We start from the raw sequence: 22,241 nt of genomic DNA, 5'->3' as shown, positions 1-22,241 counted from the left end.
TGCGCAGAAAAGCAAACAGCCGCCTGGCGGCGGCTGCGGTGCGGGCTGGGCCTTAGTTGCGGGCCAGTTCGGCCTGCAGGTCGTCCAGCGTGATGTGCCAGTAGTGCATCATGTGACGCAGCAGCAGCATTTCCGGATCACTGATTGTATTGTCCGATTTGCAAATGTCCAGCGCCAGCGCGCAGCAGATGATGCGCTTGCTGCGTTCGGTGACACCGTCCAGGATGATGTTGGTGCGCTCGGAGGCCAACAGGTGGATGGTGCCGTCTTCATCAGCCTCGTCAGAGATGTCGTTGCAGTACTCTACCAGAACCTTGATGAAGTCCTTGCGGCTGAGGTTCAGCAGTTCATAGACGTGCAGGTTTTCCAGGGTTTCGATTTCGCGCGGGTCCATGTTGCCGTCGGTAATCATGAACATGGCAAGAATGCGGGCGAGGGCTTCCGGGCTGTTTGGCGCGTATTTTTTCATGGCGCGTCTCCTTGTGTTGCTGCGCTGGCCCTGTGCAGAAAGGCAGCAGGCGCGGCAGCGATTTTTCGTTGCTGGTAGTCAAAAAACACCACGCCGGTCTTGATGCGCAGTACTTCCTGTCCGGTATTGCCACTTTGGGCGGTATAAACGATGTCAAAGCCGTATTTGTTGTGGTCGGCAAGGCCTAGCGACAGCGTTAGCTTGTCGCCGTAAAACACTTCAGCCTTGTACATTACCGCAGCGTCGCTAACGATGATACCGAAGCCTTCGATATTTAGCTCGGTGTAATCCATCGAAGCCAACCAGCGCACGCGCGTTTCGTGCGCCAAGCGCAACGCCGCATCGTTGCCAACGTGGCCGCCATAGTTGATGTCGGCAATGCTGATGTCGATGGTAGTGTGAAACAACAGGGTGGTGGGCAGGTCTATGCTTAAGCGTGGCATGTTGGTTCCTTATTCCATTGATGTAATAGTGCGCTTGCGCTTAATCTTTATCAATGCTCGGCATGGGGCTTGCGCTAGACTGCAGTTCGGGCATGGGAACAGGAGGGGATATGTATCAGCGTATTTATGTGCCGGTAGATGACAGTGCTACGTCGGCAATCGCTTTAACTGAGGCCTGCAGGTTGGCCGCAGAAGTGGGTGCGGTCCTGCGCTTGGTACATGTGGTCGACCTGGCGCAGTTTGGCTGGGGTGGTGCCGAGTTTCTGGATGCCGCCGAGTTGCAGGCTTCCATCAAACAAGCCGGAGAGCAGGTACTTTCTGCCAATGTGGCAAAGGCTGCGGCTTGTGGTGTGGTAGTGGAATCCAAGATACTGGAAAGCTGGGGTGATCGCATTGCCAGCGTCATCGTGGAGGATGCCAACGACTGGGGGGCTGATCTGATGGTGATGGGCACGCATGGCTTGGGTGGATTGATGCACTTGCTGATGGGCAGTGTGGCGGAGGGGGTGCTGAAGCAGGCGGATGTGCCGGTGCTGTTGCTGCGCAACCTGGGGGATGACTGAGTTCTGGCTGATGCAGGCCTGACAACCCGGCCATTGTGCCGGGTTTTGTTTTGCAGGGAACATTTGCTCATGAAAAAGCCCGGCGTTATGGCCGGGCTTGTTTTGCGCATGACACCTATCAGGCTTCTGCAGTGTCTGCAGCACCTTCGGTTTGTGCATCCATTCGGGCTCGTACGGCCTTGCGCAGACTTTTGTACAGATCCGGGTGGGTTTCTTTCAGGTATTCAACGATTTCGAAATCTTCGCGACGTACCTTGGACAGATCGATTTGCTCGATATGCACCAAGCGCAGCAGCTCGCGCACTGGCTTGGGCATGTTACGGCCGCTTTCGTAACGGCTGCCACCGGATTGCGTAACGCCGATGCGGCTCCAGAACTCTTGTTGGTTCAGGCCAAGCTTGCGGCGGATTTCACGCGGATTCGGGATTTTATCAAACAGTTTCATGGCTTTCCTCGCTTCTGTTCGTTTCGGGATTCCGGCATATGCCGGGTGACGTTTTCAAGTTTCCAACATCGGAGCAAGGTCATAGCCGAGCTCCTTTATGTGCTTCGTATGATAGCAGGATTTTCAAGCGATCAAAAGATAAATGCCGGCTGAATTGTCAATAGATTTTGATCAACGTTTTTATTTCAGTCAGATTTTATGAAGCAGTGGAGGCAAAGCGAGGAGGGGGAGGGGTGGCGAGCCTGAACCCCGGCACTTGCACTGAATAGTTGTGGCTGCTTCCTTCCGGACCTGACCAGGTTCACTACCGTACAATGCGGGGGGGCCCGCCATAGAAGCGTCGAATACTACACACGAATCACCATTTTGCCAAGCCCGCTGCTGCTTTTTATGCAGTATCAGGCCCGAATATCCGGGTTTGCATGCTCTGATCAATTCGGTATGCTGCCATTTATATACACTCTTGCGCGAGGTTCGTCATGGCAACTCAAGCTCTTACTACCGACATTCTGTCCCGTTTGCTGGCTTTTGATACGACCAGCCGCGACTCGAACCTAGCACTGATAGAGTGGGTAGCCGACTGGCTGGCCGGCTATGGCGTGCAGAGTACGCTCACATTTAATGATGAAGGCAGCAAGGCCAACCTATACGCCCAGCTGGGTGACCCGGCTTTGCCTGCCATCATCTTGTCGGGGCATACCGACGTGGTGCCGGTAGACGGCCAGCAGTGGCAGTTTCCGCCATTTGGCATGACACAACGGGATGACCGCATTTACGGCCGTGGCAGTGCCGACATGAAGGGCTTTATTGCTTGTGCCTTGGCTGCAGTGCCGCGTTGGCAGCAATTGGCTACGCAGCAGCCGATGGCACGTAGCCTGGGGATTGCCCTGTCTTACGATGAAGAAATCGGCTGCCTGGGGGTGGGGCGTCTGATCGATGATCTGCTGGCGCGGCAGTTGCCGATTGCCGGCTGCATCATCGGCGAACCTACCATGATGCGCCCGGTCATCGCCCATAAGGGCATTGCTCACTACCGTGTACGTTTGCGAGGCCGCGCTGCGCACTCGTCGCTGACGCCGCAAGGGGTGAATGCCATCGAGTACGCGGCCAAGCTGATTACCCATATCCGCAAGCTGGCCGATACCGAACAAGCCTTCGGCAGTCGCCATCCTTTATACGATGTGCCGTTTGCCACCTTGCAGACCGGGCTGATTGCCGGCGGCAATGCAGCCAACATCGTACCCAAGGACTGTGAATTTGTTTTCGAGATGCGCTGGTTGCCGGGCGATCGCCACGAGCGTTTTGTGGAGTCGGTGCGCGATTACGCCAAGGTGCTCTTGGCTGAGATGCAGCAAGTCGCACCGGAGGCCGACATCCGCTTTGAGCAGCTGGTGAACTGCCCGCCATTCGAGTACAGCCCGGGCAGCGAGATTACCCGCCATGTCGAAGCCTTGTGCCAGGGCTGCAGCCATGATGCAGTGGCGTACACCACCGAGGCCGGGCGTTTCCACGAGGCCGGCATTCCTTGCGTAGTATGCGGGCCGGGTTCGATCGAGCAGGCTCACCGCCCGGACGAGTACGTGAGTGTGGCGCAGCTGGCGGCCTGCGATGCCTGGCTTGATCAGTTGTTCCTGCGTCTGAGACAGGCCTGAATCTGCCGCAAAATGCTTTACCTGTAACACGGACGGCCTCAAAATCCTGCCTCCCGATAAGGGGCTGAGTACCTGTGCTTGCCACAAGCGAGCCCGGGTTTGACCATGGGTTTTGATGCTGGACCACAATATGAAAAACGATACAAGATCTGCAGCGCTGGCTGCTGCAGGCGCAAGCAGGGATGCCTTCACCAGCAGTTTCGGGGTGTTGGCCGCAACACTGGGCTCCGCTGTGGGCCTGGGTAATATCTGGAAGTTTCCTTACGTTACGGGTGCCAACGGTGGTGCCAGTTTTCTGGTGGTATACGTACTGGCTACCTTGCTGGTAGGCCTGCCGGTGATGATTGCCGAGATCATGCTGGGGCGCAAAGCCAAGGCTGATGCGGTCACCACGCTGCGTACGCTGGCGCCGTCCGGCCAGCCGTGGTGGCTGATTGGTGCCTTTGGTGTGCTGGCGGCTTTTCTGATCATGTCCTTTTATTCCGAAGTGGCGGCGTGGGTGTTCGCCTACGTATTCAAGGCGCTGCGTGGCGATATACTGTCCAGCGACCCGGCGGTGACGTCGGCCGCCTTTGGCGCATTGATTAGCGATCCGGTGCAGTCGCTGCTATGGCAGTGGCTGGTACTGTTGATGATTGGCGGCATCCTGTTGATGGGCGTGGCCAAAGGCATCGAGGCCGTTACCAAGAAGCTGATGCCCATTTTGTTCCTGCTGTTGCTGGTGATTTGCGTACGCAGCCTGATGCTGCCGGGCGCGGCCGAGGGCCTGGCGTTTCTGTTTACGCCGGACTGGAGCAAGATCAGCGGCGAGGTGGTGCTGGTGGCCATGGGCTTGGCCTTCTTCAAGCTATCCATCGGTATGGGCACGATGATGACCTACGGCAGTTACTTCCGTGACGATCAGAACATTCCCACGACAACCTTGCGTGTGATGAGTGCCGACCTGTTTGTATCGATGCTGGCCGGCATTGCCATCTTCCCTGCGGTGTTCAGTTTCGGCTTCAAGCCCGAGGCCGGCCCGTCGCTGCTGTTCATTACTATTCCGGCAGTGTTTGCCAGCATGCCGATGGGCCACCTGTTCATGGTGCTGTTCTTTGTGCTGGCCGCAGTGGCGGCGACTGGCGCCATGCTGTCGATTCTGGAGGTGCCGGTGTCGGTGATGGCTGGCCGTTTGGGCATGTCACGCAAAAAGGCCACGCTGCTTAACCTGCTGTTGCTGGCGCTGATCGGTGCCACCTGCGCGCTGTCCAACAGCCTGCTGGCCGACGTGAAGCTGTTCGGCATGACTTTCTTTGACCTGTTTGACTACATTTCGTCTTACATCCTGATGCCGTTGGGTGGCATCTTCATCTGCCTGTTCGTGGCCTGGGTATGGGGCCGCGACAATATGGCGGCAGCGCTGAGCAATCAGGGCAGCCTGGCTAACGGTGGTGTGGTGGCAGGCTTGTATGTACTGCTGAAGTTTGTGACCCCGCTGCTGATCCTGCTGGTGATGCTCAAAGGGCTGGGCCTGCTGTAAAGGCTGGCAACCAGGTTGGCCGCAGTACGCGGCCAACCTTGTTTGCCACGCCGGCTTGAGCAGCAGGCCTGCGTGGCAAGCAACCAACAGGATTAAGGAGTTTACATGGCGATTGTGCGTATCGTGGCGCAAGGCGTGGGGCAGGAAGACCGCCCCGATCCGCAGCGTCTGGTGGCGGGCAACCCGCTGCGTCATACCTGGTCGGGGTACGAGGCCGGCAATGGTCAATTGGCTGCAGGTATCTGGGCCTGCGAACCGGGTGCCTGGCGCATTGCCTTTGCCGCCGACAAACACGAGTTTTTCGCCATCATCAGCGGCCGTGTGCGGCTGACTGACGAGCATGGCCACGCCGACACGTTCGGCCCTGGCGAAGCGGCGGTCATTCCCGCCGGTTTTCGCGGCGAGTTTCGCGTGCTTGAGGCAGTGCGCAAATACTACGTGATTGTCAGCGGCGTGCTGGTCTGAGCAGGGTGTTCAGCGGCTGTGCTCTGCCGGGTAGGCGTCCGGGTCGACCGGTGGCGGCTCGAAACCGTTGATGTCTCGTGCCGGTTTGTTAAGCTGCAGCAAGATCAGGCCGTTGAGGCCGCCAAAGCACCAGGCCAGCAGAAAGAATACCGAGTAGGCGCTCAGCTCGTCATGAAACAGCTGCTTGCCGTGCAATGCCAGCTCGTAAGGGTCGAATACCGAAAAGAAGCAGGCAGTGGCCAGCAGGGCAGTGATGAATGATGGCCACAAAACCAGGATCAGTCTGCGCATGGTGATTTCCTTGGTGAAACGGGTGTTGTCACTATAGGCCATTTGTCATGCCCCGGCACAATGGCCGGGTCGGTGGCAGGGCCGCTGCAGCTGCAGCAAGTGTCGACTTTAATGGCCGCCAATCGTCATGCAACAAAAAAGCCGCGCAGTGCGCGGCTTTTGTCGTTACAAGGCTTACTTGACCTTGTTGGCGTACATGAAGTTTTCCATCTTGCTCTCGGCCAGATTGAACCAGCCGTGCTGCAAGGTGCGGAACTTCTTCCACTCGTTGTAGATTTTTCTGAAGTCCGGGTTGCTGGCCGCTTCCTTCTCGTAGAGGGCAAAGGCGGCTTTCTGCGCGGCTTTCATGATGTCCGCCGGGTACTGATGCAGCTTGGTACCTTTTTGCAGCAGGCTCACCAGTGCTACCGGGTTCTTGGCATCGTACTCGGCCTGCATGCTGATGTTGGCTTCGGCAGCGGCCACTTCAAACGCCGCCTTGTACGCCGGCGGCAGCTTGTCCCATTCCTTCTTGGATACGTAGAACGACAGGTTCGGGCCCGGCTCCCAGAAACCCGGGTAGTAGTAGTGCTTGGCTACTTTGTAAAAGCCCAGTTTTTCGTCATCGTACGGACCTACCCATTCGGTGGCGTCGATGGTGCCTTTTTCCAGCGCCGGGTAGATGTCGCCACCAGCCAGCGTTTGCGGCACGGCGCCCAGGGCGGCCATGATCTCGCCGCCAAAGCCCGGAATGCGCATTTTCAGGCCTTTCAGGTCGGCCAGCGTTTTGACTTCCTTGCGGAACCAGCCACCCATCTGGGTGCCGGTGTTGCCGCCCGGGAAGTTCACCACATTGTACTTGGCGAAGAACTCGCGCATCAGCGCCATGCCCCCGCCGTAGTACAGCCAGGCGTTCTGCTGGCGGGAAGTCAGGCCGAACGGCAGCGAGGTGTCGAAGGCAAACGCCTTGTTCTTACCGACGTAGTAGTAGCTGGCGGTGTGGCCGCATTCCACGGTGCCGTTTTGTACGGCGTCCAGCACCTGGGTGCCCGGTACGATTTCGCCGCCAGGGAAGGAGCGGATCTGGAACTTGCCACCGGTCAGTTCGCTGACGCGCTTGCCCAGCTGTTCGGCGGCACCGTAGATGGTGTCCAGGCTCTTGGGAAAGCTGGATGCCAGGCGCCAGCGGATGGTCGGGCCGTCATTGGCGAGGGCCGGGGCGGCCACTGCTGCGGTAGCCAGGCCGGCTGCACCGGCTTTTTTCAGAAACGAGCGTCTTTCCACAGTGATCTCCTTTGTGTTGTCTTGTGTTACTGCGCTTGCATCAGGCGTTGTGGTGTTGCCTGAAATTTATCGATATGCCGGATGTGATGTCTAGTGACATCTGCATTGCCGGGGGCAAAGCCATGGCTTTTGCCCCCGGGGTGTGGCTTATTGGCCGGTCAACTCCTTCAGCAGGTCATCCGACTGGTTGGCCGCAGGTGCGGAAGCATCGGCTAGCGAGGCGTCGCCAGCGGGCAGTTCTGCCGGCAGGTCGGCGCTGGGCGCGGCGTCCATCTGCTGCATGATGGCGGCGGCGTCTTCGGCGTTGGTTTTTACTTCGTCATGCAACGAGCCGGTTACCAGTTTGGGGAAGGCAATCAGCAGGCCTACCATCACAATCTGCATCAACACGTAGGGTACGGCGCCCCAGTAAATCTGCGTGCTCTTCACTTCTTTCGGCGCCACGCTACGCAAGTAGAACAAGGCAAAACCGAACGGCGGGTGCATGAACGAGGTCTGCATGTTGACGGCCAGGATCACGCCGAACCAGATCAGGTTGATATCCAGGCTCTGTGCCACCGGCGCCAGCAGCGGCACCAAGATGAAGGCGATCTCGAAGAAGTCGAGGAAGAAAGCCAGGAAGAACACCATGATGTTGACGACGATCAGGAAGCCGGTAGCACCACCAGGCAGGCTGGTCAGCAGGTGCTCTACCCACTGGTCGCCATTGACGCCGAGGAAGGCGATACGGAACACACGGGCCCCGATCAGGATGAACACCACGAAGGTGGACAGCTTGACGGTGGAGTCCATGGCCTGCTGCAGCAGCTTCATGTCCAGACGCTTGTTCATCACCGCCAGGATGATGGCACCTACTGCACCCATGGCGCCGCCTTCGGTCGGGGTGGCAATCCCCAGGAAGATAGTGCCCAGTACCAGGAAGATCAGCAGCAGCGGCGGAATCATCACCAGCACCACGCGCTTGGCCAGGTTGAACCCACGCAGGGTGCGTGCCTCTGGCGGCAGCGCCGGCGCCCACTGCGGCTTGAACAGGGTGATCATGAACACGAACAGTGCGTAGAACAGGCACAGCAGCAGGCCTGGGGCCATGGCGCCGGCGTACATGTCGCCTACCGAAGCACCCAGCTGGTCGGCCAGTACAATCAGTACCAGCGACGGCGGAATGATCTGGGCCAGGGTGCCGGAGGCGGCAATCACGCCGGTGGCGATACGGGTGTCGTAGCCATAACGCAGCATGATGGGCAGCGAGATCAGGCCCATCGAGATCACCGACGCGGCCACCACGCCAGTGGTGGCGGCCAGCAGCGCGCCGACAAAGATCACTGCGTAGGCCAGGCCGCCACGTACCGAGCCGAACAGCTGGCCGATGGTGTCCAGCATGTCTTCGGCCATGCCGGAACGTTCCAGTATCAAACCCATGAAGGTGAAGAACGGTATCGCCAGCAGCGTATCGTTACGCATGATGTCGTATACCTGGTTCGGTAGTGCCTGCAGCAGCTCGGGGCGCAGCAGTTCAAAATGAATGCCGATCCAGCTGAACAACAAACCCACTGCGCCCAGGGCAAAGGCCACCGGGTAGCCGATCAGCAAGAATGCGATCAGCGAGCAGAACATGATGGGAGCGAGCAGTTCGAGGTTCATACCGGCTCCTTGTTGGCGTTGGTGTTTTTGTCGGACGGGTCGGCGATCAGACCCTGCAGGAAGGCGATCCGCTTGATGACCTCGGACAGACCCTGTGCCAGCAGCAGCGAGAAGCCTACCGGGATCAGCAGGAACACCGGCCAGCGGATCAGGCCGCCAGCGTCAGACGACATTTCGCCGGTGGTCCAGGCGTTCATGAACATCGGCCAGCCGTACATGATGATGATCACGCACACCGGCGACAGGAACAGCAGGGTGCCGATGATGTCGATGATGGCCTGGCCACGTTTGGACAGTTTGCCCGCTAGCAGGTCGATACGGATGTGTTCGTTCTTTTGCAGGGTGTAGGCGGCGGCCAGCAGAAAGACTGCCGAGAACAGATACCACTGGATTTCAAGAAAGGCGTTCGAACTGATATCGAAAGCCTTGCGGACGACGGCGTTACCGGCGCTGATGAGCACGACGACAAGCACGAGCCATGACGCAGCCCGGCCCACGCGTGCGTTGATCGCGTCGATAAGACGCGACAAGGCAAGCAGTGAATGCACTGGTTTTCTCCTGTGTAATGTTGCAGCTATGGCTGCTTTTTTAGCGGGCCTTCTGTGAGGCCGTTGCCGTTTGGCGGCTATTGCTATCAAAGCACAGGGCCAAGTACAGATGGATAGGGGATTACCCTTGGTTGGCGGGCTGGCGGCGTGTTAGCCGCAGCCGCAACGCGTCTTCGGTGGTGAGCACGGCGCCGATGTCGAGTTGGTCGCACGCCAGCGTTGCCAGCCGGGTGCGCTGCAGCCAGTCTTGCAGCGCGGGGATGTTACGCCAGTAGAGCGTGATGTGATGGGGGGAAACCTGTAGCCATGCGATGTCGGCTGTGAGTCGTTGTAGCAGGTTGGCCGCAACGCCACTGCCGCTGGCCAGAGTGGCCAGTTTGGCCAGCGCATGGCCGCGCAGGCCGGCTTGTGCCGGGTCGCCTTTGATCTGGTAATGCAGGTGTAGTGCGCCATCCGGGCCGCCGGCGGCGGGCTGGCAGTGCAGTTGCAGGATGGTGTGGGCGGGGTGGTGCAGTGTCAGCCAGAACACCGCGCCGTGCTCGTCCAGCAGCAGGTCGTCGATACTCAGGCGTTCATTGTTCAGCCATTGCTGCAGTTTGCGCAGTACCAGCTTGCCCGGCAGTGACACGCCGTCCCGGTGCAGGCGGGGCCGGTTTTCTTGCCAGGCTTGCCAGCGCTGCTGCCACATGGCTTAGTCAAACAAGGTACGCGCGCCCTCGTAGCGGGCGGCAAAGTAGCTGTTGTCGAGGCGGTCGACGCGGATCACGCTGTTGCTGCGCGGGGCGTGCACGAACTTGCCATCGCCGATATAGATGCCCATGTGCGAGAACGGCCGCCCCAGCGTATTGAAGAACACCAGGTCGCCGACGCGCAGCTGGCTGTTGCTGATCGGCCGCGCCAGGCCGGCAATTTGCGCCGCATTATGTGGCAGCTTCACTCTTGCAGCATTCTGATAGATGTAGGCCACCATGCCGCTGCAATCCAGGCCGGCTTCCGGGTTGCTGCCGCCGAACTTGTAGTCGATGTCCAGCAGGCTCAGCGTGTACATCAGGATCTCGCGGCCAACCCCGTCGGCTTGCAGGCTGCCCAGGCTGGTGCCCGGGCGGGTGGCGGGCTTGCCGGGCTTTTTCGCCGGCGGGGGCGTGCTGGCGCAGCCGGCCAGCAGGCAGGCCAGTAACGCCAGCGTCACGCCACGCTGGCGGGTGAGTCGGCCCAGCAAGCTGCCGCGCATCATCCTTGCTTGGCCTCCAGCGTTTCCCAACGTTCCAGTTTTTCCAGCAGCAGCATTTCTATCTCCTCGATGCGGGCCTGCCAGTTGCGCGCCTCCAATGGGGTGTCACGGTAGGCGTTCGGGTCCAGCAGCTTGTCGTTCAGTAGTGCCTGTTCGGCTTCCAGTTCGGCAATTTCCTGCGGCAGGCGTTCCAGCTCGCGCTTTTCGTTAAAGCCCAGTTTCTGCGTGCGCGCACTGCGGTCGCGTTCCGGTTTGGCTTCCACGTTGGCCGCTGCTTCCTTGCGCGGCGCGTACTCGGCCTTCATCGCGGCCATACGGGCGCGGGTGTCGACCCAGTCCTGATAGCCGCCCGGGTATTCTTCCAGCCGGCCGTCGCCCTCAAAGGCAATCACCTGCGTCACCACGTTGTCGAGGAAGGCGCGGTCGTGGCTGACCAGGAACACGGTGCCGGTGTATTGCTCGATCAGCTCTTCCAGCAGCTCCAGCGTGTCGATATCGAGGTCGTTAGTGGGCTCGTCCAGTACCAGCACGTTGGCCGGGCGGGTGAACAGCCGTGCCAGCAGCAGGCGGTTGCGTTCTCCGCCGGACAGCGAGCGCACCGGGCTGCGCGCACGCTGTGGCGAGAACAGGAAGTCTTCCAGGTAGCTCATCACGTGCTTCTTCTGGCCGGCGATTTCGACGAAGTCGTTGCCCTGGCTGATGATGTCGGCCACGCTGGTTTCTTCGTCCAGCTGGGTGCGGAACTGGTCGAAGTAGGCCACTTCCAGCTTGCTGCCGCGCTTGATGCTGCCGCTGTCGGCTTCCAGTTCGCCCAGGATCAGTTTCAGCAATGTGGTCTTGCCGGCGCCGTTGGGACCGATCAGGCCGATCTTGTCGCCGCGCAGGATGCGGCTGGTGAAGTCCTTGATCAGGTTGCGGCCGTCAAAGCCTTTGCTGACGTGTTCCAGCTCGGCCACCAGTTTGCCGGAGCGCTCGCCGGCGTCCAGCTGGAAGTTCACCTGGCCCACGCGTTCACGGCGGGCGGCGCGCTGGCGGCGGATTTCCTCCAGCCGGCGCACGCGGCCTTCGTTGCGGGTGCGGCGCGCCTCGATGCCCTTGCGGATCCACACCTCTTCTTGGGCGTGGAATTTGTCGAAGATGCGGTTCTGTTCTTCTTCGATCGCCAGTTCTTCCGCCTTGCGTACCTGGTAGGCGCTGAAGCTGCCCGGGTAGCTGCGCAGGATGCCGCGATCCAGCTCGATGATGCGGGTGGCGACGTTGTCGAGGAAGCGACGGTCGTGGGTGATCAGCAGCACGCTGCCGGTAAAGTTCTTGATCAGCCCTTCCAGCCACTCGATGGCGCTCATGTCCAGGTGGTTGGTGGGTTCGTCCAGCAGCAGCACGTCGGGGCGGGCGGCCAGCGCGCGCGCCAGGGCCACGCGTTTTTTCCAGCCGCCGGACAGCGCACTAACCTGGGTGTCGGCATCCAGCCCCAGGTGCGACAGCGTGGTACTGATCAGCGCGTCGAACTGCCAGCCGTCGCGCGCTTCCAGTGCGTGCTGGATGTCGGTCATGCGTGCCAGCACGGTTTCGTGGTTGGCCGCAGGGTCGGCCAGCTGCTGTGTCAGGTGGTGGTAATCGGTGAGCAGGGCTTTCAGCTCGCCCAGGCCTTCGGCTACCGCTTCGAACACACTGTGGCCTTCCTCGAAGGTGGGCTCTTGCGGAACGTAGGCTACCTTGATGTCGCCTTGCTGGATGACACGGCCGTCGTCCAGTTTGACGGTGCCGGCGATGGCTTTCAGCAGCGAGGATTTGCCGGCGCCGTTGCGGCCGATCAGGCCGACGACTTCGCCGCCTTCGAGGGCGAAATGCACTTTGTCGAGCAGGGCGTGGTGGCCAAAGGCGAGGCAGGCGTTATCTACGGTAATCAGGGCCATGATGGGGAGTGACGGGCTTTCTTATTGCAATGCGGCCGATTGTAGCATGAGCGCGTGTTTGCCCTTCGCCTGCCGGCCGGTGGCTGCTACAATGCGCGCCAATTGAAAGCCCGCCTGTTCCGGCGGGTATCGCGAAAGGATGTGCCATGTACTTTGTTGACCGCTCTGTAGCCGTAATCAAACCGAAAGCCCCGTTTCTGGCGTGGCTGAACGGGGTGCCGGACAATGACATGATCGAACTGACGCTGGATGCGCTGCGTGCCGACAGCACCGTCATCCTGCTGCCGGAGTTCGACGAGCCGGAAGAGGCCGTGGCACACGTGGATGAAATCTTCGACCAGCTGTTCCGTCTGGAGCTGGCGTCCTGGTACGAGGACGAGTCGCTGTGGCCGCAGGACCGCTCGCTGAAAACGTTCTGGGAGTGGTTTGACGTGGAGATCCACTCCACGCTGCTGGACACGGTTGACGCCGACATCATGAACAGCCCGGTCGACCCGGTTTAAGTAGCTGCCGCCGTGCACGCTGTTCATGTGCCGCCGTTTGCGGCGACGCTGGGCTTTAGCCGTCTGGCCTGCGCCGGCTTGCTGCTGATGTGGCTGTGCCTGTTGTTGGCTTGTACCCAGCTGGACCGTCAGTCGGTGTGGGTGGTGCTGATCAGCGGCGTGCTGGCCACGCTTGCCTGCTTGCATCGTAGCGGTATGTGGCCCGGTCGGCCTGGGCGCTTGTCGGTAGATGGCCGCGGCGCCTGCCAGATTAATCTGCAGCGTGTGGCGGTGCAGCCTGGCAGCGTCGCTTTGCCATGGCTGGTGTGGCTCAGTGGCCGTACCGGTCAGGGCCGTCGTGTCGGGCTGCTGGTGTGGCGCGATGCCGTGCCGGCCGATACCCATCGTGCCCTGCGGGTATATGTGAAGTGGTGCCGCAGCCATGCGGCAGCGCAGTCAGAAGAAGAAAATCTATGAGTCAAGCCATCCCTCCTACCGCCGCCAGCAGCCTGCAGGACTGGCTGCACTATCAGGAAAACCTGCACATCAGCACCATTGATATGGGGCTGGCCCGCGTATCAGCCGTGCGCGACGCCATGGCGTTGCGGCCAACCTTCCCGGTCATCATTGTGGGTGGCACCAACGGCAAGGGCTCGGTGTGCGCCATGCTGTCCACCATGTTGCACCGCGCCGGCTTCAAGGTGGGTACCTATACCTCGCCGCACATCCTGCGTTACAACGAACGTATTGCCATCGACACCCAGCCGGTGAGCGACCAGCGTATCGTGGACAGCTTTGCTGCCATTCAGGCAGCACGCGGGGATATTTCGCTTAGCTATTTCGAGTTCGGCACGCTGGCTGCCGTGCATGCCTTTGTGGAAGAGGGCGTCGATGTGGCGGTGCTGGAAGTAGGGCTGGGCGGGCGACTGGATGCCGTTAATATTTTCGAGCCGGCGGTATCGGTGGTAGTGAGCGTCGATCTGGATCACCAGGCCTACCTGGGCGATACCCGCGAACAGGTGGGTTTCGAAAAAGCCGGCATTTTCCGCGCGGGTGTACCGGCCGTGTGTGCCGACCCGAACCCGCCGCACACCTTGCTGGACGTGGCGGCGCAACTGGGGGCGCCGCTGCACCTGGTTGGCCGCGACTTTGGCGTGACGCGCATGGATAACCAGTGGTCGTTCCATATGGGTGAGTCGCACAAGCACGCGCTGCCGATTCCGGCGCTGCGTGGCGAGTACCAGCTGGTGAATGCCGCCACCGCGCTGGCAGTGCTGGAGCTGCTGAAGCCGCAGCTGCCGGTGAGTCTGGGAGCGGTCAAGCGCGGCCTGCTGGAGGTGGAATGGCCAGGGCGTTTCCAGGTGCTGCCCGGTCGCCCGGTGACGGTGCTGGATGTGGGGCATAACCCGCACGCCGCCCGTGCACTGGCCGACAGTCTGAAGCGTATGGCGTTTGCCAGTCAGCGCATTGCCGTATTTTCGATGCTGTCCGACAAGGATATGGCCGCGGTGGTATCGCTGCTGAAGGACGAGTTCGATATCTGGCTGGTGGGCGGGCTAGACATGCCACGTGGCCGTACGGCCGATGCGATTGCCACCGAGCTGGAAACCATGGGCATTCGCGGGGTGCATCGTTACGAAACGGTACCTTTGGCCTGGGATGCCGCCTTATCGATGGCCGGCGAGAATGATAGAATTGTTGTATTTGGCTCGTTCCACACCGTTGCCGAGGTGATGGAACAGCGACTCCACCGCGCATAAGGAACCCTGATGGCCCTGTCCACTCACGACGAACTGCTGTTGCTGCGCAAGCGTGCGCGCCGCCGCCTGGTGGGCGCCATCGTGATGGTGAGCTTGTCGACTGCCGTGCTGTGGAATGTGGTGGATGCCCTGCCGGAGCAGGCGATGAAGCCGGAGGCGGTGGATATCACCGGATTGCAGATGGCATCGCAGCCGGCTGCCGCGCCGGTGGTGGCGTCTGCACCCGTGGCAGCGTCGCAGCCGGTGACCGACCTGCTGGCTACCTTGCCGCCGGAAGAGCCGGAGCTGGCGTCGATGCCGGCGGCACCCCAGGCCCCAGCAGCCGTCGTGAGTGTGCCCCCGGCAGCGGTGGCACCCGCTGCCCCTGCGGTTGCTGCGGTGGCGACACCCAAGCCGGACATCAAGCCGGAACCCAAACCTGAGCCGAAGCCGGAACCCAAGCCCACGCCAAAGCCGGAGCCGAAACCGCCAGTGAAACCGGAGGCCAAGGAGCCCAAGCCGCGCGAAGAGAAAAAGCCAGTCGACCCGATGGCTATTCTGGAGGGCCGTGAAGCGCATGCCGAGCCGGCCAAGCCCGACAGCAAACCGGCAGAGGGGGGCAAGAAATTCAGCATCCAGCTGGCAGCATTGTCCGACCCGCAAAAAGTGGACGCCTTGCGCGACAGGTTGGCCGCAGCTGGCGTGACGGCGCGCTTCAGCAAGGTGCAAACCAGTAAAGGCGAGGTAACGCGAGTGCGCGTAGGGCCGTTCAAATCGCGTGAAGAGGCCGATGCCGCCATGTGGCGCTTGAGCAAGGCCGGTGTGACCGGGATCGTGGTGGGGGCGGAATGACCTGGCTGGATTACCTGATCCTGGCCCTGATCGCCGGCTCCATCGCCTTGTCGCTGTTCCGCGGCCTGGTGGCCGAAGTGCTATCGCTGTTTTCCTGGCTGATTGCGTTCTGGGCGGCGCGCAGCCTGTCGCCATTGCTTTCAGAGTTCATACCGCTGCCCGGCGACGGCCTGCGCCTCGTGGTGGCTTTCTTGCTGCTGCTGGTGGGTGTCTGGTTGCTGTCTGGTGTGTTGCGTGCGTCGTTGACCGTGATGCTGGACGCCATCGGCCTGGGCGGCATCAACCGCTTTTTTGGTGCCATATTCGGTTTGGTGCGCGGCATGTTGCTGGTGACGGTGGTGATGATTGTCGGCGGCCTGAGCAATCTGCCGCAATCCGCCGCCTGGCAGAATGCCCTGCTGGTGGCGCCGTTCCAGGCGGTGGCGGTAGCGTCCAAGCCGTGGTTGCCGGATGCGCTGGCGCAGAAAATGGATTTTTCATAGCTTTGCAATAGAGGGGTGATGATGCGTCGGCATCCTCACCCCTTGTTTTTACTCGTGTAGTCTGGGGATTAACTATGTGTGGAATTCTTGGGGTGGTAGGTCAGACACCCGTAAACCAGCTGTTGTATGACGGTCTGCAACTGTTGCAGCACCGCGGTCAGGACGCAGCCGGGATTGTTACGGCAAACGGCAAGACCTTTCACATGCACAAAGGCAGCGGTCTGGTGCGCGACGTGTTCCGTACCCGCAATATGCGTTCGCTGCAAGGCAACGCCGGCATCGGCCATGTGCGCTACCCCACCGCCGGCTCGGCGTCCAACCTGGCCGAGGCGCAGCCGTTTTACGTGAATTCGCCGTTCGGCATCGTGCTGGCGCACAACGGCAACCTCACCAACACCGACGAACTGAAGTCGGACATGTTCCGCAATGACCTGCGCCACATCAACACCAATTCCGATTCGGAAGTGCTGCTCAACGTGTTCGCCCACGAGATTGCCGCGCGCGTCGAAAACGCCACGCTGACGCCGGAAGCGGTATTCGGTGCGGTGGAGGCGGTGCACCGTCGCGTGAAGGGCGCTTACGCCGTAGTGGCGATGATCGCCGGTTATGGCCTGGTGGCTTTCCGCGACCCGCATGGTATCCGTCCGCTGGTGATGGGTAGCAACGTGGTAGAGGGTCGCACCGAATACATGTTTGCGTCCGAATCGGTGGCGCTGGATTGCTCCGGCTTTGCCGTGCTGCGCGACGTACTGCCGGGCGAATGTGTCTACGTCAGCTTCGATGGCGACATGCACGCCCGCGTGTGTGCCGAACATACCCAGCTGGCGCCGTGCCTGTTCGAGTACGTGTACTTCGCCCGTCCGGATTCCGTTATCGACGGCGTGTCGGTTTACCAGTCGCGCCTGAACATGGGCGAAATGCTGGCCGAGAAAATCCGCCGCGAGTTTCCGGGCATCGAAATCGACGTGGTGATCCCGATTCCGGATTCCAGCCGCCAGAGCGCGCTGCAGCTGGCCAACGCCCTGGGTCTGCCGTACCGCGAAGGCTTCATCAAGAACCGCTACATTGGCCGTACCTTCATCATGCCGGGTCAGGCGGTACGCAAGAAGTCGGTGCGCCAGAAGCTGAACCCGGTGCCGCTGGAGTTTGCCGGCCGTAACGTGTTGCTGGTGGATGACTCCATCGTGCGTGGTACCACGTCCAAGGAAATCGTGCAGATGGCGCGCGATTCCGGCGCCAAACAGGTGTTCTTTGCTTCCGCTGCACCAGCGGTACGCTTCCCCAACGTCTACGGCATCGACATGCCGACCCGTGCCGAGCTGCTGGCCACCGGTCGTGACAATGCGCAGATTGCCGCCGAGATCGGCGCCGACGCCGTCATTTACCAGGACCTGTCGGCGCTGGAGCAAGCGGTGCACAGTATCAATCGCGAGCTGAACGTGTTCGAGGCGTCGTGCTTCAGCGGCTGCTACATCACCGGTGACATCAACGAGGCTTACCTCGATGCCATCGAGGCCGCGCGTGGCAAGGGCAAGGCGGCAAGCAAGGACGTCAAGGATGGTGAGGATGCTGGTAGCCAGATGGTGGACCTGAACCTGAACGTGGCCGAACAAAACCTGATGTAATGTATTTATAACGACAAGGGTTGGCCGTTGCGGCCAACCCTTGTTATTGTGTGGCTTTGTATTCCATTGCCCGTGTCGAGAATAAATAATGTCCAGTGATGACCCTTGTCTGAGCCTGCATCCGGAAACCCTGGCCATCCGAGCCGGTCGTGAAACCAGCGAATACCGCGAGCACAGCCAGAGCCTGCATCTGACTTCCAGCTTTACCTTCGATAGTGCCGCCCAGGCTGCCGCCATGTTCCTTGGCGAAATCGATGGTTATACCTATTCCCGTTTTACCAATCCTACTGTTTCTGCCTTCCAGCAGCGCCTGGCCGCCATGGAAGGTGCCGAGCGTGCCGTGGCCACGTCTACCGGCATGGCTGCCATCCAGGCCACCATGCTGACGCTGCTGAAAGCCGGCGACCATATCGTGTCGTCGCGCAGCCTGTTTGGCTCCACCATCAACCTGTTCAATGGTGTATTGGGCAAGTTTGGCGTGGAAACCAGCTATGTGGATGCGGCCAACCTGGACGCGTGGCGTGCGGCAGTCAAACCGAATACCAAGGTGTTTTTCCTGGAAACGCCGTCCAACCCGCTGACCGATCTGGCCGATATTGCTGCCGTGGCGGCCATTGCCCACGAGGCGGGCGCGTTGCTGGTGGTGGACAACTGCTTCTGCTCGCCGGCGTTGCAGCAACCGATCAAGCTGGGTGCCGACTTGGTGGTGCATTCGGCCACCAAGTACCTGGACGGCCACGGCCGCGTGATGGGTGGTGCCGTGGTGGGCAGCGACAAGCTGGTGGAGCAGGTCTACCTGCACGTCCGTACTGCGGGCCCGTCGCTGGCACCGTTCAATGCCTGGGTATTGCTGTCGGGTCTGGAAACGCTGTATCTGCGCATGGAAAAGCACTCGGCCAATGCCCTGGAGCTGGCCAAGTGGCTGCAACAGCAGCCTGCGGTGGAAAAAGTGTTCTATCCCGGCTTGCCGGATCATCCGCACTACGCGCTGGCGCAGCGCCAGCAAAAGAGCGGTGGCCCGGTGCTGTCGTTCCAGGTCAAGGGCGGGCGCGAGGCTGCCTGGAAGGTGGTAGATGCTATCCAGCTGATATCGCGCACTGCCAACCTGGGTGATGTCAAGACCACGCTGACGCACCCGGCTTCTACCACTCATGCGCGCATTACGCCGGAGGCGCGGGCGCAAGCGGGCATTACCGAGGGTTTGCTGCGTGTGGCGGTAGGTCTGGAACATATTGATGACCTAAAGGCCGACTTGCTGCGCGGCCTGTAAAAGAAACAATTGTTTCAATCGTACGGCAGTCTACAATTAGGACTGCCGTTTTTAATGGGAAAAACTTAAAGGTGTGAACATGGCGTTCTTGACATGCGTCAAATTTAAACGTAAGTTTCAAACGCTTGTTCTAAAGTCATGATGAGCAAGGCGACGCAATTACTTACCCCGATCAAGGTGCAAGAAAACATGGAAGTGAACAAGCCCGATACCGCTACGAGGATTCTGGACGTCGCAGAACGTCTGTTCGTCGAGCACGGCTTCGAGGCTACCTCGCTTCGCATGATCACCCAGCAGGCCGAAGTAAACCTGGCTGCGGTGAATTACCACTTTGGCTCCAAGGATGCGCTGTTCGAATCCGTATTCATGCGCCGTATCGGCCCCTTTGTGGCGGCCTGTCTGGCGGAGCTGGATGCACTCGAACAAACCGGACAAACGCTGACGGCAGAGCAGCTGGTGACGAGTTTCATTCGTCCCTGTCTGGCCCTGTCAAAAGACCCTGCGAGGGGCGGGGCGCTGTTTGTGCGGTTAATGTCACGCACGCTGGTGGAAAACCACCGTCTGCTGCGTGAAGCGCTGAATCAGCAGTACAGCGTGTTTGTTGTGCGCTATACTAGTGCATTCCAGCGCGCCCTACCGCAGTTTGGAGCCGAAGATATTGCATGGCGCATGCATTTTGCTTTCAGCATAATGTTTAACGCCTTTGCCGGTAATGATGTGCTGAAGATTTTTGTCCGTAGCCAGGTAGTTACCGCCCGGGACCCGGACATGGTCGTCAAGCACTTGGTACCTTTTGTCGTGGCAGGGTTGACGGCGCCCATCTGATTGACTTTTCACAGGGTCAACACGAGGGTTAACCATAATGACATCTGCCGTTATTCTCGTCCTGCTGGTGGGCGCGCTAGCTTACTTCCGCGCACCCATCCTCGCTTGGACTATCGCCGTTGCAGGCTGGCTGGCCAGCCTGCAGTTCGTCTGGGGTTGCCAGGTACCTGTTGCCGTATGGGCCGTTTTCGGTGTCATCGCGGCAATACTCAACCTTACCCCGCTGCGCCGTGCCGTGTTCACCGGCCCGGTGTTCACCATCTTCAAGAAAATCACGCCGGCCATGTCGCAGACCGAACAGGAAGCGATCAACGCCGGCACCGTATGGTGGGACCGTGACCTGTTCTCCGGCAAGCCGGACTGGAACCGTCTGCTGTCCTTCCCGGACCCGAAGCTGACTGCCGAAGAGCAGGCCTTCCTGGATGGCCCGACCGAAGCGCTGTGCAAGATGATCGACGACTGGAAGATCACGCACGAGCTGAAGGATCTGCCGCCGGAAGTGTGGCAGTTCATCAAAGACCAGGGCTTCCTGGGCATGATCGTCAAGAAAAAGTATGGCGGTCTGGAATTCTCCAACTACGCGCATGCCAAGGTGGTGACCAAGATCGCTACCCGTGGCGGTACGGCGGCTGTATCGGTGATGGTGCCGAACTCGCTCGGCCCGGGCGAACTGCTGCAGCACTACGGTACCGAAGCGCAGAAAGACTACTACCTGCCGCGTCTGGCCAAGGGTGTGGACGTACCGTGCTTTGCGCTGACCAGCCCGTACGCGGGCTCTGACGCAGGCGCTATTCCGGATTTCGGCGTGGTCTGCCGTGGCAGCTACACCGACCCGCGCAGCGGCCAGCATCACGAAAACGTGCTGGGTATCCGCGTGAGCTGGGAAAAGCGCTGGATTACGCTGGCGCCGGTAGCCACCGTGCTGGGCCTGGCGTTCAAGATGTACGACCCGGATCACCTGCTGGGTGACAAGGAAGATATCGGTATTACCTGCGCGCTGGTGCCGACCGAGCACGAAGGTGTGTGCATTGGTCGCCGTCACTTCCCGGGTGGTGCTGCGTTTATGAACGGCCCGACCTGGGGCAAGGACGTGTTCATTCCGCTGGAGTGGATTATCGGTGGCCGCGAGTACGCCGGTCAGGGTTGGCGCATGCTGGTAGAGTGCCTGTCGGTTGGCCGCTGCATCTCGCTGCCGGCCATGTCGGTTGCTTCCGGCAAGGTGGCGTCCTACACCACCGGCGCTTACGCTCGCATCCGTGACCAGTTTGGTCTGTCCATTGGCAAGTTCGAAGGGGTGGACGAAGCAATGGCGCGTATCGGTGGTTTCACTTACCAGATGGAAGCTGCGCAGGATCTGGCGCTGACCGCGCTGGATATCGGCGAGAAACCGTCGGTACTGTCTGCCGTACTGAAGTACCACAACACCGAACGCATGCGTAAGGCGCTGAATGATGCGATGGACGTGCATGGCGGCAAGGCCGTGGTACTGGGTCCGCGCAACTACCTGGCACGTGCTTACCAGGCCATTCCGATCGCGATTACCGTAGAGGGTGCCAACATCCTGACCCGCTCGATGATCATCTACGGTCAGGGTGCGATCCGCTGCCATCCGTTCGTGCTGCGCGAAATGAAGGCGGCCATGGCCAATGACGGTGCCGAGTTTGATAAAGCCATCACCGGCCATATCAACTTCGTGATCAGTAACGTGTTCCGCTCGCTGTGGATGGGCCTGACCGGTGCCAAGTTTGTTGGTAGCCCGAAGGGCGGCGAGGTGGCAGCCTACTACAAACAGCTGACCCGCTTCTCCAGTGCATTCGCGCTGCTGTCGGACATGGCCATGTTCAGCCTGGGCGGCTCGCTGAAGTTCCGCGAAAAGCTGTCTGCCCGCCTGGGTGACATGCTGTCCAATCTGTACATCGCCACGGCTTGCCTGAAGCGTTTCGAGCGTGATGGCGCGCCGAAAGAAGACCTGGCGGTGCTGAAGTGGGCGCTGGATACCGCGCTGTACGACCTGCAGCAGGCAATGGACGGCTTCCTGGCCAACCTGCCTAGCCGTATGTTGGCCGCAGTGCTGCGCAAGGTGATCTTCCCGTGGGGTCTGACCCTGAAACCGGCCAGCGATCGCACTGGTACCCAAGTGGCACGCAGTCTGATGGAGCTGGGCCCGACCCGCAGCCGTCTGACCAAAGGCATGTTTGTACCGGCTGACGAGACCGACCCGGTAGGCGTGCTGGAGCCAGCGCTGAAGGCGATGCTGGAAACCGAACCGGTTGAGCAGAAGCTGCGCAAGCTGGCACGCGATGGCAAGTTCAAGACCATCACCGCCCGTGAGCGTCTGGCGGAGGCCCTGCAGAACGGCGTAATCAGCCAGCAGGAATTCGATGCAGTAACGCGCGCTCGCAAATTGAAGCGTGATGTGATCATGGTGGACGACTTCGACATGAAGATGGAGCACCACGATGACAAACTGCTGCAGCGCCTGATTTTCTGATGCACTAAGCTTGGAGTAGGTGGGTTCGC

Annotated in this window: 23 protein-coding genes and 1 other RNA gene; 13 read left to right on the top strand and 11 right to left on the bottom strand. The window is 60.3% G+C overall.

All coding sequences use genetic code 11. The annotated features are described in order from the left end of the window. Positions 1–52: 52 nt before the first annotated feature. Positions 53–469, bottom strand: a complete 417-nt coding sequence (locus ACK4FZ_RS01890) for a hypothetical protein (protein ID WP_409818036.1) — start codon at positions 467–469, stop codon at positions 53–55. Next, a complete protein-coding gene (locus ACK4FZ_RS01885; protein ID WP_409818035.1) occupies positions 466–912 on the bottom strand; it encodes a thioesterase family protein in 447 nt (148 codons plus the stop codon). The genes ACK4FZ_RS01890 and ACK4FZ_RS01885 overlap by 4 nt, the downstream gene beginning before the upstream one ends. A gap of 110 nt (positions 913–1,022) precedes the next feature. Between ACK4FZ_RS01885 and ACK4FZ_RS01880 the strand changes: the two genes are divergently transcribed. Next, a complete protein-coding gene (locus ACK4FZ_RS01880) occupies positions 1,023–1,475 on the top strand; it encodes a universal stress protein (protein ID WP_409818034.1) in 453 nt (150 codons plus the stop codon). A 118-nt stretch (positions 1,476–1,593) separates the two neighbouring features. On the opposite strand, the gene ACK4FZ_RS01875 is transcribed toward ACK4FZ_RS01880, so the two are convergent. After that, complete coding sequence (locus tag ACK4FZ_RS01875; protein WP_409818033.1) at positions 1,594–1,920, bottom strand: helix-turn-helix domain-containing protein; 327 nt, start codon at positions 1,918–1,920, stop codon at positions 1,594–1,596. 232 nt (positions 1,921–2,152) lie between these two features. Beyond that, positions 2,153–2,251: signal recognition particle sRNA small type (gene ffs, locus ACK4FZ_RS01870), an RNA gene on the bottom strand. A 148-nt stretch (positions 2,252–2,399) separates the two neighbouring features. On the opposite strand from ffs, the gene argE reads away from it, so the two are divergent. The 3 genes from argE to ACK4FZ_RS01855 all read left to right on the top strand — a co-directional run bounded on the left by argE (position 2,400) and on the right by ACK4FZ_RS01855 (position 5,556). Continuing rightward, a complete protein-coding gene (gene argE, locus ACK4FZ_RS01865; RefSeq protein ID WP_409818032.1) occupies positions 2,400–3,572 on the top strand; it encodes an acetylornithine deacetylase in 1,173 nt (390 codons plus the stop codon). Between the two features lie 130 nt (positions 3,573–3,702). After that, the gene (locus ACK4FZ_RS01860; RefSeq protein ID WP_409818031.1) at positions 3,703–5,091 is read left to right on the top strand and encodes a sodium-dependent transporter; all 1,389 of its coding nucleotides are present in this window, start codon (positions 3,703–3,705) and stop codon (positions 5,089–5,091) included. 105 nt (positions 5,092–5,196) lie between these two features. Further along, entirely contained in the window at positions 5,197–5,556 is a 360-nt protein-coding gene (locus ACK4FZ_RS01855) for a cupin domain-containing protein (RefSeq protein WP_409818030.1), read from the top strand. Positions 5,557–5,565: 9 nt separating this feature from the next. Here ACK4FZ_RS01855 and ACK4FZ_RS01850 read toward each other — a convergent pair whose 3' ends face one another. The 7 genes from ACK4FZ_RS01850 to ACK4FZ_RS01820 form a co-directional block, all read right to left on the bottom strand. Then, positions 5,566–5,847: a hypothetical protein gene (locus ACK4FZ_RS01850; protein ID WP_409818029.1), complete on the bottom strand. Its 282-nt coding sequence runs from the start codon at positions 5,845–5,847 to the stop codon at positions 5,566–5,568. A gap of 174 nt (positions 5,848–6,021) precedes the next feature. Further along, positions 6,022–7,110 (bottom strand): TRAP transporter substrate-binding protein, encoded by a 1,089-nt coding sequence (locus ACK4FZ_RS01845; RefSeq protein ID WP_409818028.1) that lies wholly within the window; start codon positions 7,108–7,110, stop codon positions 6,022–6,024. A 147-nt stretch (positions 7,111–7,257) separates the two neighbouring features. Beyond that, the gene (locus ACK4FZ_RS01840) at positions 7,258–8,751 is read right to left on the bottom strand and encodes a TRAP transporter large permease subunit (protein ID WP_409818027.1); all 1,494 of its coding nucleotides are present in this window, start codon (positions 8,749–8,751) and stop codon (positions 7,258–7,260) included. After that, on the bottom strand, positions 8,748–9,299 hold the full coding sequence (locus ACK4FZ_RS01835; RefSeq protein ID WP_409818026.1) for a TRAP transporter small permease subunit: 552 nt from the start codon (positions 9,297–9,299) through the stop codon (positions 8,748–8,750). Before ACK4FZ_RS01835 ends, ACK4FZ_RS01840 begins: the two co-directional genes overlap by 4 nt. Before the next feature lie 121 nt (positions 9,300–9,420). Continuing rightward, the gene (locus tag ACK4FZ_RS01830) at positions 9,421–9,987 is read right to left on the bottom strand and encodes a hypothetical protein (protein ID WP_409818025.1); all 567 of its coding nucleotides are present in this window, start codon (positions 9,985–9,987) and stop codon (positions 9,421–9,423) included. 3 nt (positions 9,988–9,990) lie between these two features. Beyond that, positions 9,991–10,533 (bottom strand): C40 family peptidase, encoded by a 543-nt coding sequence (locus tag ACK4FZ_RS01825; protein ID WP_409818024.1) that lies wholly within the window; start codon positions 10,531–10,533, stop codon positions 9,991–9,993. Further along, positions 10,530–12,446, bottom strand: a complete 1,917-nt coding sequence (locus tag ACK4FZ_RS01820) for an ATP-binding cassette domain-containing protein (protein ID WP_409818023.1) — start codon at positions 12,444–12,446, stop codon at positions 10,530–10,532. Before ACK4FZ_RS01820 ends, ACK4FZ_RS01825 begins: the two co-directional genes overlap by 4 nt. 146 nt (positions 12,447–12,592) lie before the next feature. Here ACK4FZ_RS01820 and ACK4FZ_RS01815 point away from each other — a divergent pair, with 146 nt between their 5' ends. The 9 genes from ACK4FZ_RS01815 to ACK4FZ_RS01775 all read left to right on the top strand — a co-directional run bounded on the left by ACK4FZ_RS01815 (position 12,593) and on the right by ACK4FZ_RS01775 (position 22,212). Continuing rightward, complete coding sequence (locus tag ACK4FZ_RS01815) at positions 12,593–12,949, top strand: hypothetical protein (protein ID WP_144371632.1); 357 nt, start codon at positions 12,593–12,595, stop codon at positions 12,947–12,949. Between the two features lie 12 nt (positions 12,950–12,961). Continuing rightward, positions 12,962–13,405: a protein YgfX gene (locus ACK4FZ_RS01810; protein WP_409818022.1), complete on the top strand. Its 444-nt coding sequence runs from the start codon at positions 12,962–12,964 to the stop codon at positions 13,403–13,405. Next, positions 13,402–14,688, top strand: a complete 1,287-nt coding sequence (gene folC / locus ACK4FZ_RS01805) for a bifunctional tetrahydrofolate synthase/dihydrofolate synthase (RefSeq protein WP_409818021.1) — start codon at positions 13,402–13,404, stop codon at positions 14,686–14,688. Before ACK4FZ_RS01810 ends, folC begins: the two co-directional genes overlap by 4 nt. A 9-nt stretch (positions 14,689–14,697) precedes the next feature. Beyond that, the gene (locus ACK4FZ_RS01800) at positions 14,698–15,519 is read left to right on the top strand and encodes an SPOR domain-containing protein (protein ID WP_409818020.1); all 822 of its coding nucleotides are present in this window, start codon (positions 14,698–14,700) and stop codon (positions 15,517–15,519) included. Beyond that, on the top strand, positions 15,516–16,001 hold the full coding sequence (locus ACK4FZ_RS01795; RefSeq protein WP_409818019.1) for a CvpA family protein: 486 nt from the start codon (positions 15,516–15,518) through the stop codon (positions 15,999–16,001). The genes ACK4FZ_RS01800 and ACK4FZ_RS01795 overlap by 4 nt, the downstream gene beginning before the upstream one ends. Before the next feature lie 74 nt (positions 16,002–16,075). Beyond that, complete coding sequence (purF, locus tag ACK4FZ_RS01790) at positions 16,076–17,626, top strand: amidophosphoribosyltransferase (protein ID WP_409818018.1); 1,551 nt, start codon at positions 16,076–16,078, stop codon at positions 17,624–17,626. An 88-nt stretch (positions 17,627–17,714) separates the two neighbouring features. Then, entirely contained in the window at positions 17,715–18,896 is a 1,182-nt protein-coding gene (locus ACK4FZ_RS01785; protein WP_409818017.1) for an O-succinylhomoserine sulfhydrylase, read from the top strand. Between the two features lie 189 nt (positions 18,897–19,085). Then, complete coding sequence (locus ACK4FZ_RS01780) at positions 19,086–19,721, top strand: TetR/AcrR family transcriptional regulator (RefSeq protein ID WP_409818172.1); 636 nt, start codon at positions 19,086–19,088, stop codon at positions 19,719–19,721. A 37-nt stretch (positions 19,722–19,758) separates the two neighbouring features. Next, a complete protein-coding gene (locus tag ACK4FZ_RS01775; protein ID WP_409818016.1) occupies positions 19,759–22,212 on the top strand; it encodes an acyl-CoA dehydrogenase in 2,454 nt (817 codons plus the stop codon). The last annotated feature ends 29 nt before the right edge of the window (positions 22,213–22,241 follow it).

The sequence above is a fragment of the Vogesella sp. genome (genome assembly GCF_046297735.1).
Taxonomy (GTDB): domain Bacteria; phylum Pseudomonadota; class Gammaproteobacteria; order Burkholderiales; family Chromobacteriaceae; genus Vogesella; species Vogesella urethralis.
This window is presented reverse-complemented; position numbering and strand designations above follow the sequence as displayed.

Coding starts and splice junctions, on each gene's coding strand:
- ACK4FZ_RS01880 (WP_409818034.1), top strand. CDS start 1,023: ATGTATCAGCGTATTTATGTGCCGGTAGATGACAGTGCTACGTCGGCA.
- ACK4FZ_RS01825 (WP_409818024.1), bottom strand. CDS start 10,533: ATGATGCGCGGCAGCTTGCTGGGCCGACTCACCCGCCAGCGTGGCGTG.
- ACK4FZ_RS01815 (WP_144371632.1), top strand. CDS start 12,593: ATGTACTTTGTTGACCGCTCTGTAGCCGTAATCAAACCGAAAGCCCCG.
- purF (WP_409818018.1), top strand. CDS start 16,076: ATGTGTGGAATTCTTGGGGTGGTAGGTCAGACACCCGTAAACCAGCTG.
- ACK4FZ_RS01795 (WP_409818019.1), top strand. CDS start 15,516: ATGACCTGGCTGGATTACCTGATCCTGGCCCTGATCGCCGGCTCCATC.
- ACK4FZ_RS01855 (WP_409818030.1), top strand. CDS start 5,197: ATGGCGATTGTGCGTATCGTGGCGCAAGGCGTGGGGCAGGAAGACCGC.
- ACK4FZ_RS01830 (WP_409818025.1), bottom strand. CDS start 9,987: ATGTGGCAGCAGCGCTGGCAAGCCTGGCAAGAAAACCGGCCCCGCCTG.
- ACK4FZ_RS01780 (WP_409818172.1), top strand. CDS start 19,086: ATGGAAGTGAACAAGCCCGATACCGCTACGAGGATTCTGGACGTCGCA.
- ACK4FZ_RS01840 (WP_409818027.1), bottom strand. CDS start 8,751: ATGAACCTCGAACTGCTCGCTCCCATCATGTTCTGCTCGCTGATCGCA.
- ACK4FZ_RS01890 (WP_409818036.1), bottom strand. CDS start 469: ATGAAAAAATACGCGCCAAACAGCCCGGAAGCCCTCGCCCGCATTCTT.
- ACK4FZ_RS01850 (WP_409818029.1), bottom strand. CDS start 5,847: ATGCGCAGACTGATCCTGGTTTTGTGGCCATCATTCATCACTGCCCTG.
- ACK4FZ_RS01775 (WP_409818016.1), top strand. CDS start 19,759: ATGACATCTGCCGTTATTCTCGTCCTGCTGGTGGGCGCGCTAGCTTAC.
- ACK4FZ_RS01860 (WP_409818031.1), top strand. CDS start 3,703: ATGAAAAACGATACAAGATCTGCAGCGCTGGCTGCTGCAGGCGCAAGC.
- ACK4FZ_RS01800 (WP_409818020.1), top strand. CDS start 14,698: ATGGCCCTGTCCACTCACGACGAACTGCTGTTGCTGCGCAAGCGTGCG.
- folC (WP_409818021.1), top strand. CDS start 13,402: ATGAGTCAAGCCATCCCTCCTACCGCCGCCAGCAGCCTGCAGGACTGG.
- ACK4FZ_RS01875 (WP_409818033.1), bottom strand. CDS start 1,920: ATGAAACTGTTTGATAAAATCCCGAATCCGCGTGAAATCCGCCGCAAG.
- ACK4FZ_RS01785 (WP_409818017.1), top strand. CDS start 17,715: ATGTCCAGTGATGACCCTTGTCTGAGCCTGCATCCGGAAACCCTGGCC.
- ACK4FZ_RS01885 (WP_409818035.1), bottom strand. CDS start 912: ATGCCACGCTTAAGCATAGACCTGCCCACCACCCTGTTGTTTCACACT.
- ACK4FZ_RS01820 (WP_409818023.1), bottom strand. CDS start 12,446: ATGGCCCTGATTACCGTAGATAACGCCTGCCTCGCCTTTGGCCACCAC.
- argE (WP_409818032.1), top strand. CDS start 2,400: ATGGCAACTCAAGCTCTTACTACCGACATTCTGTCCCGTTTGCTGGCT.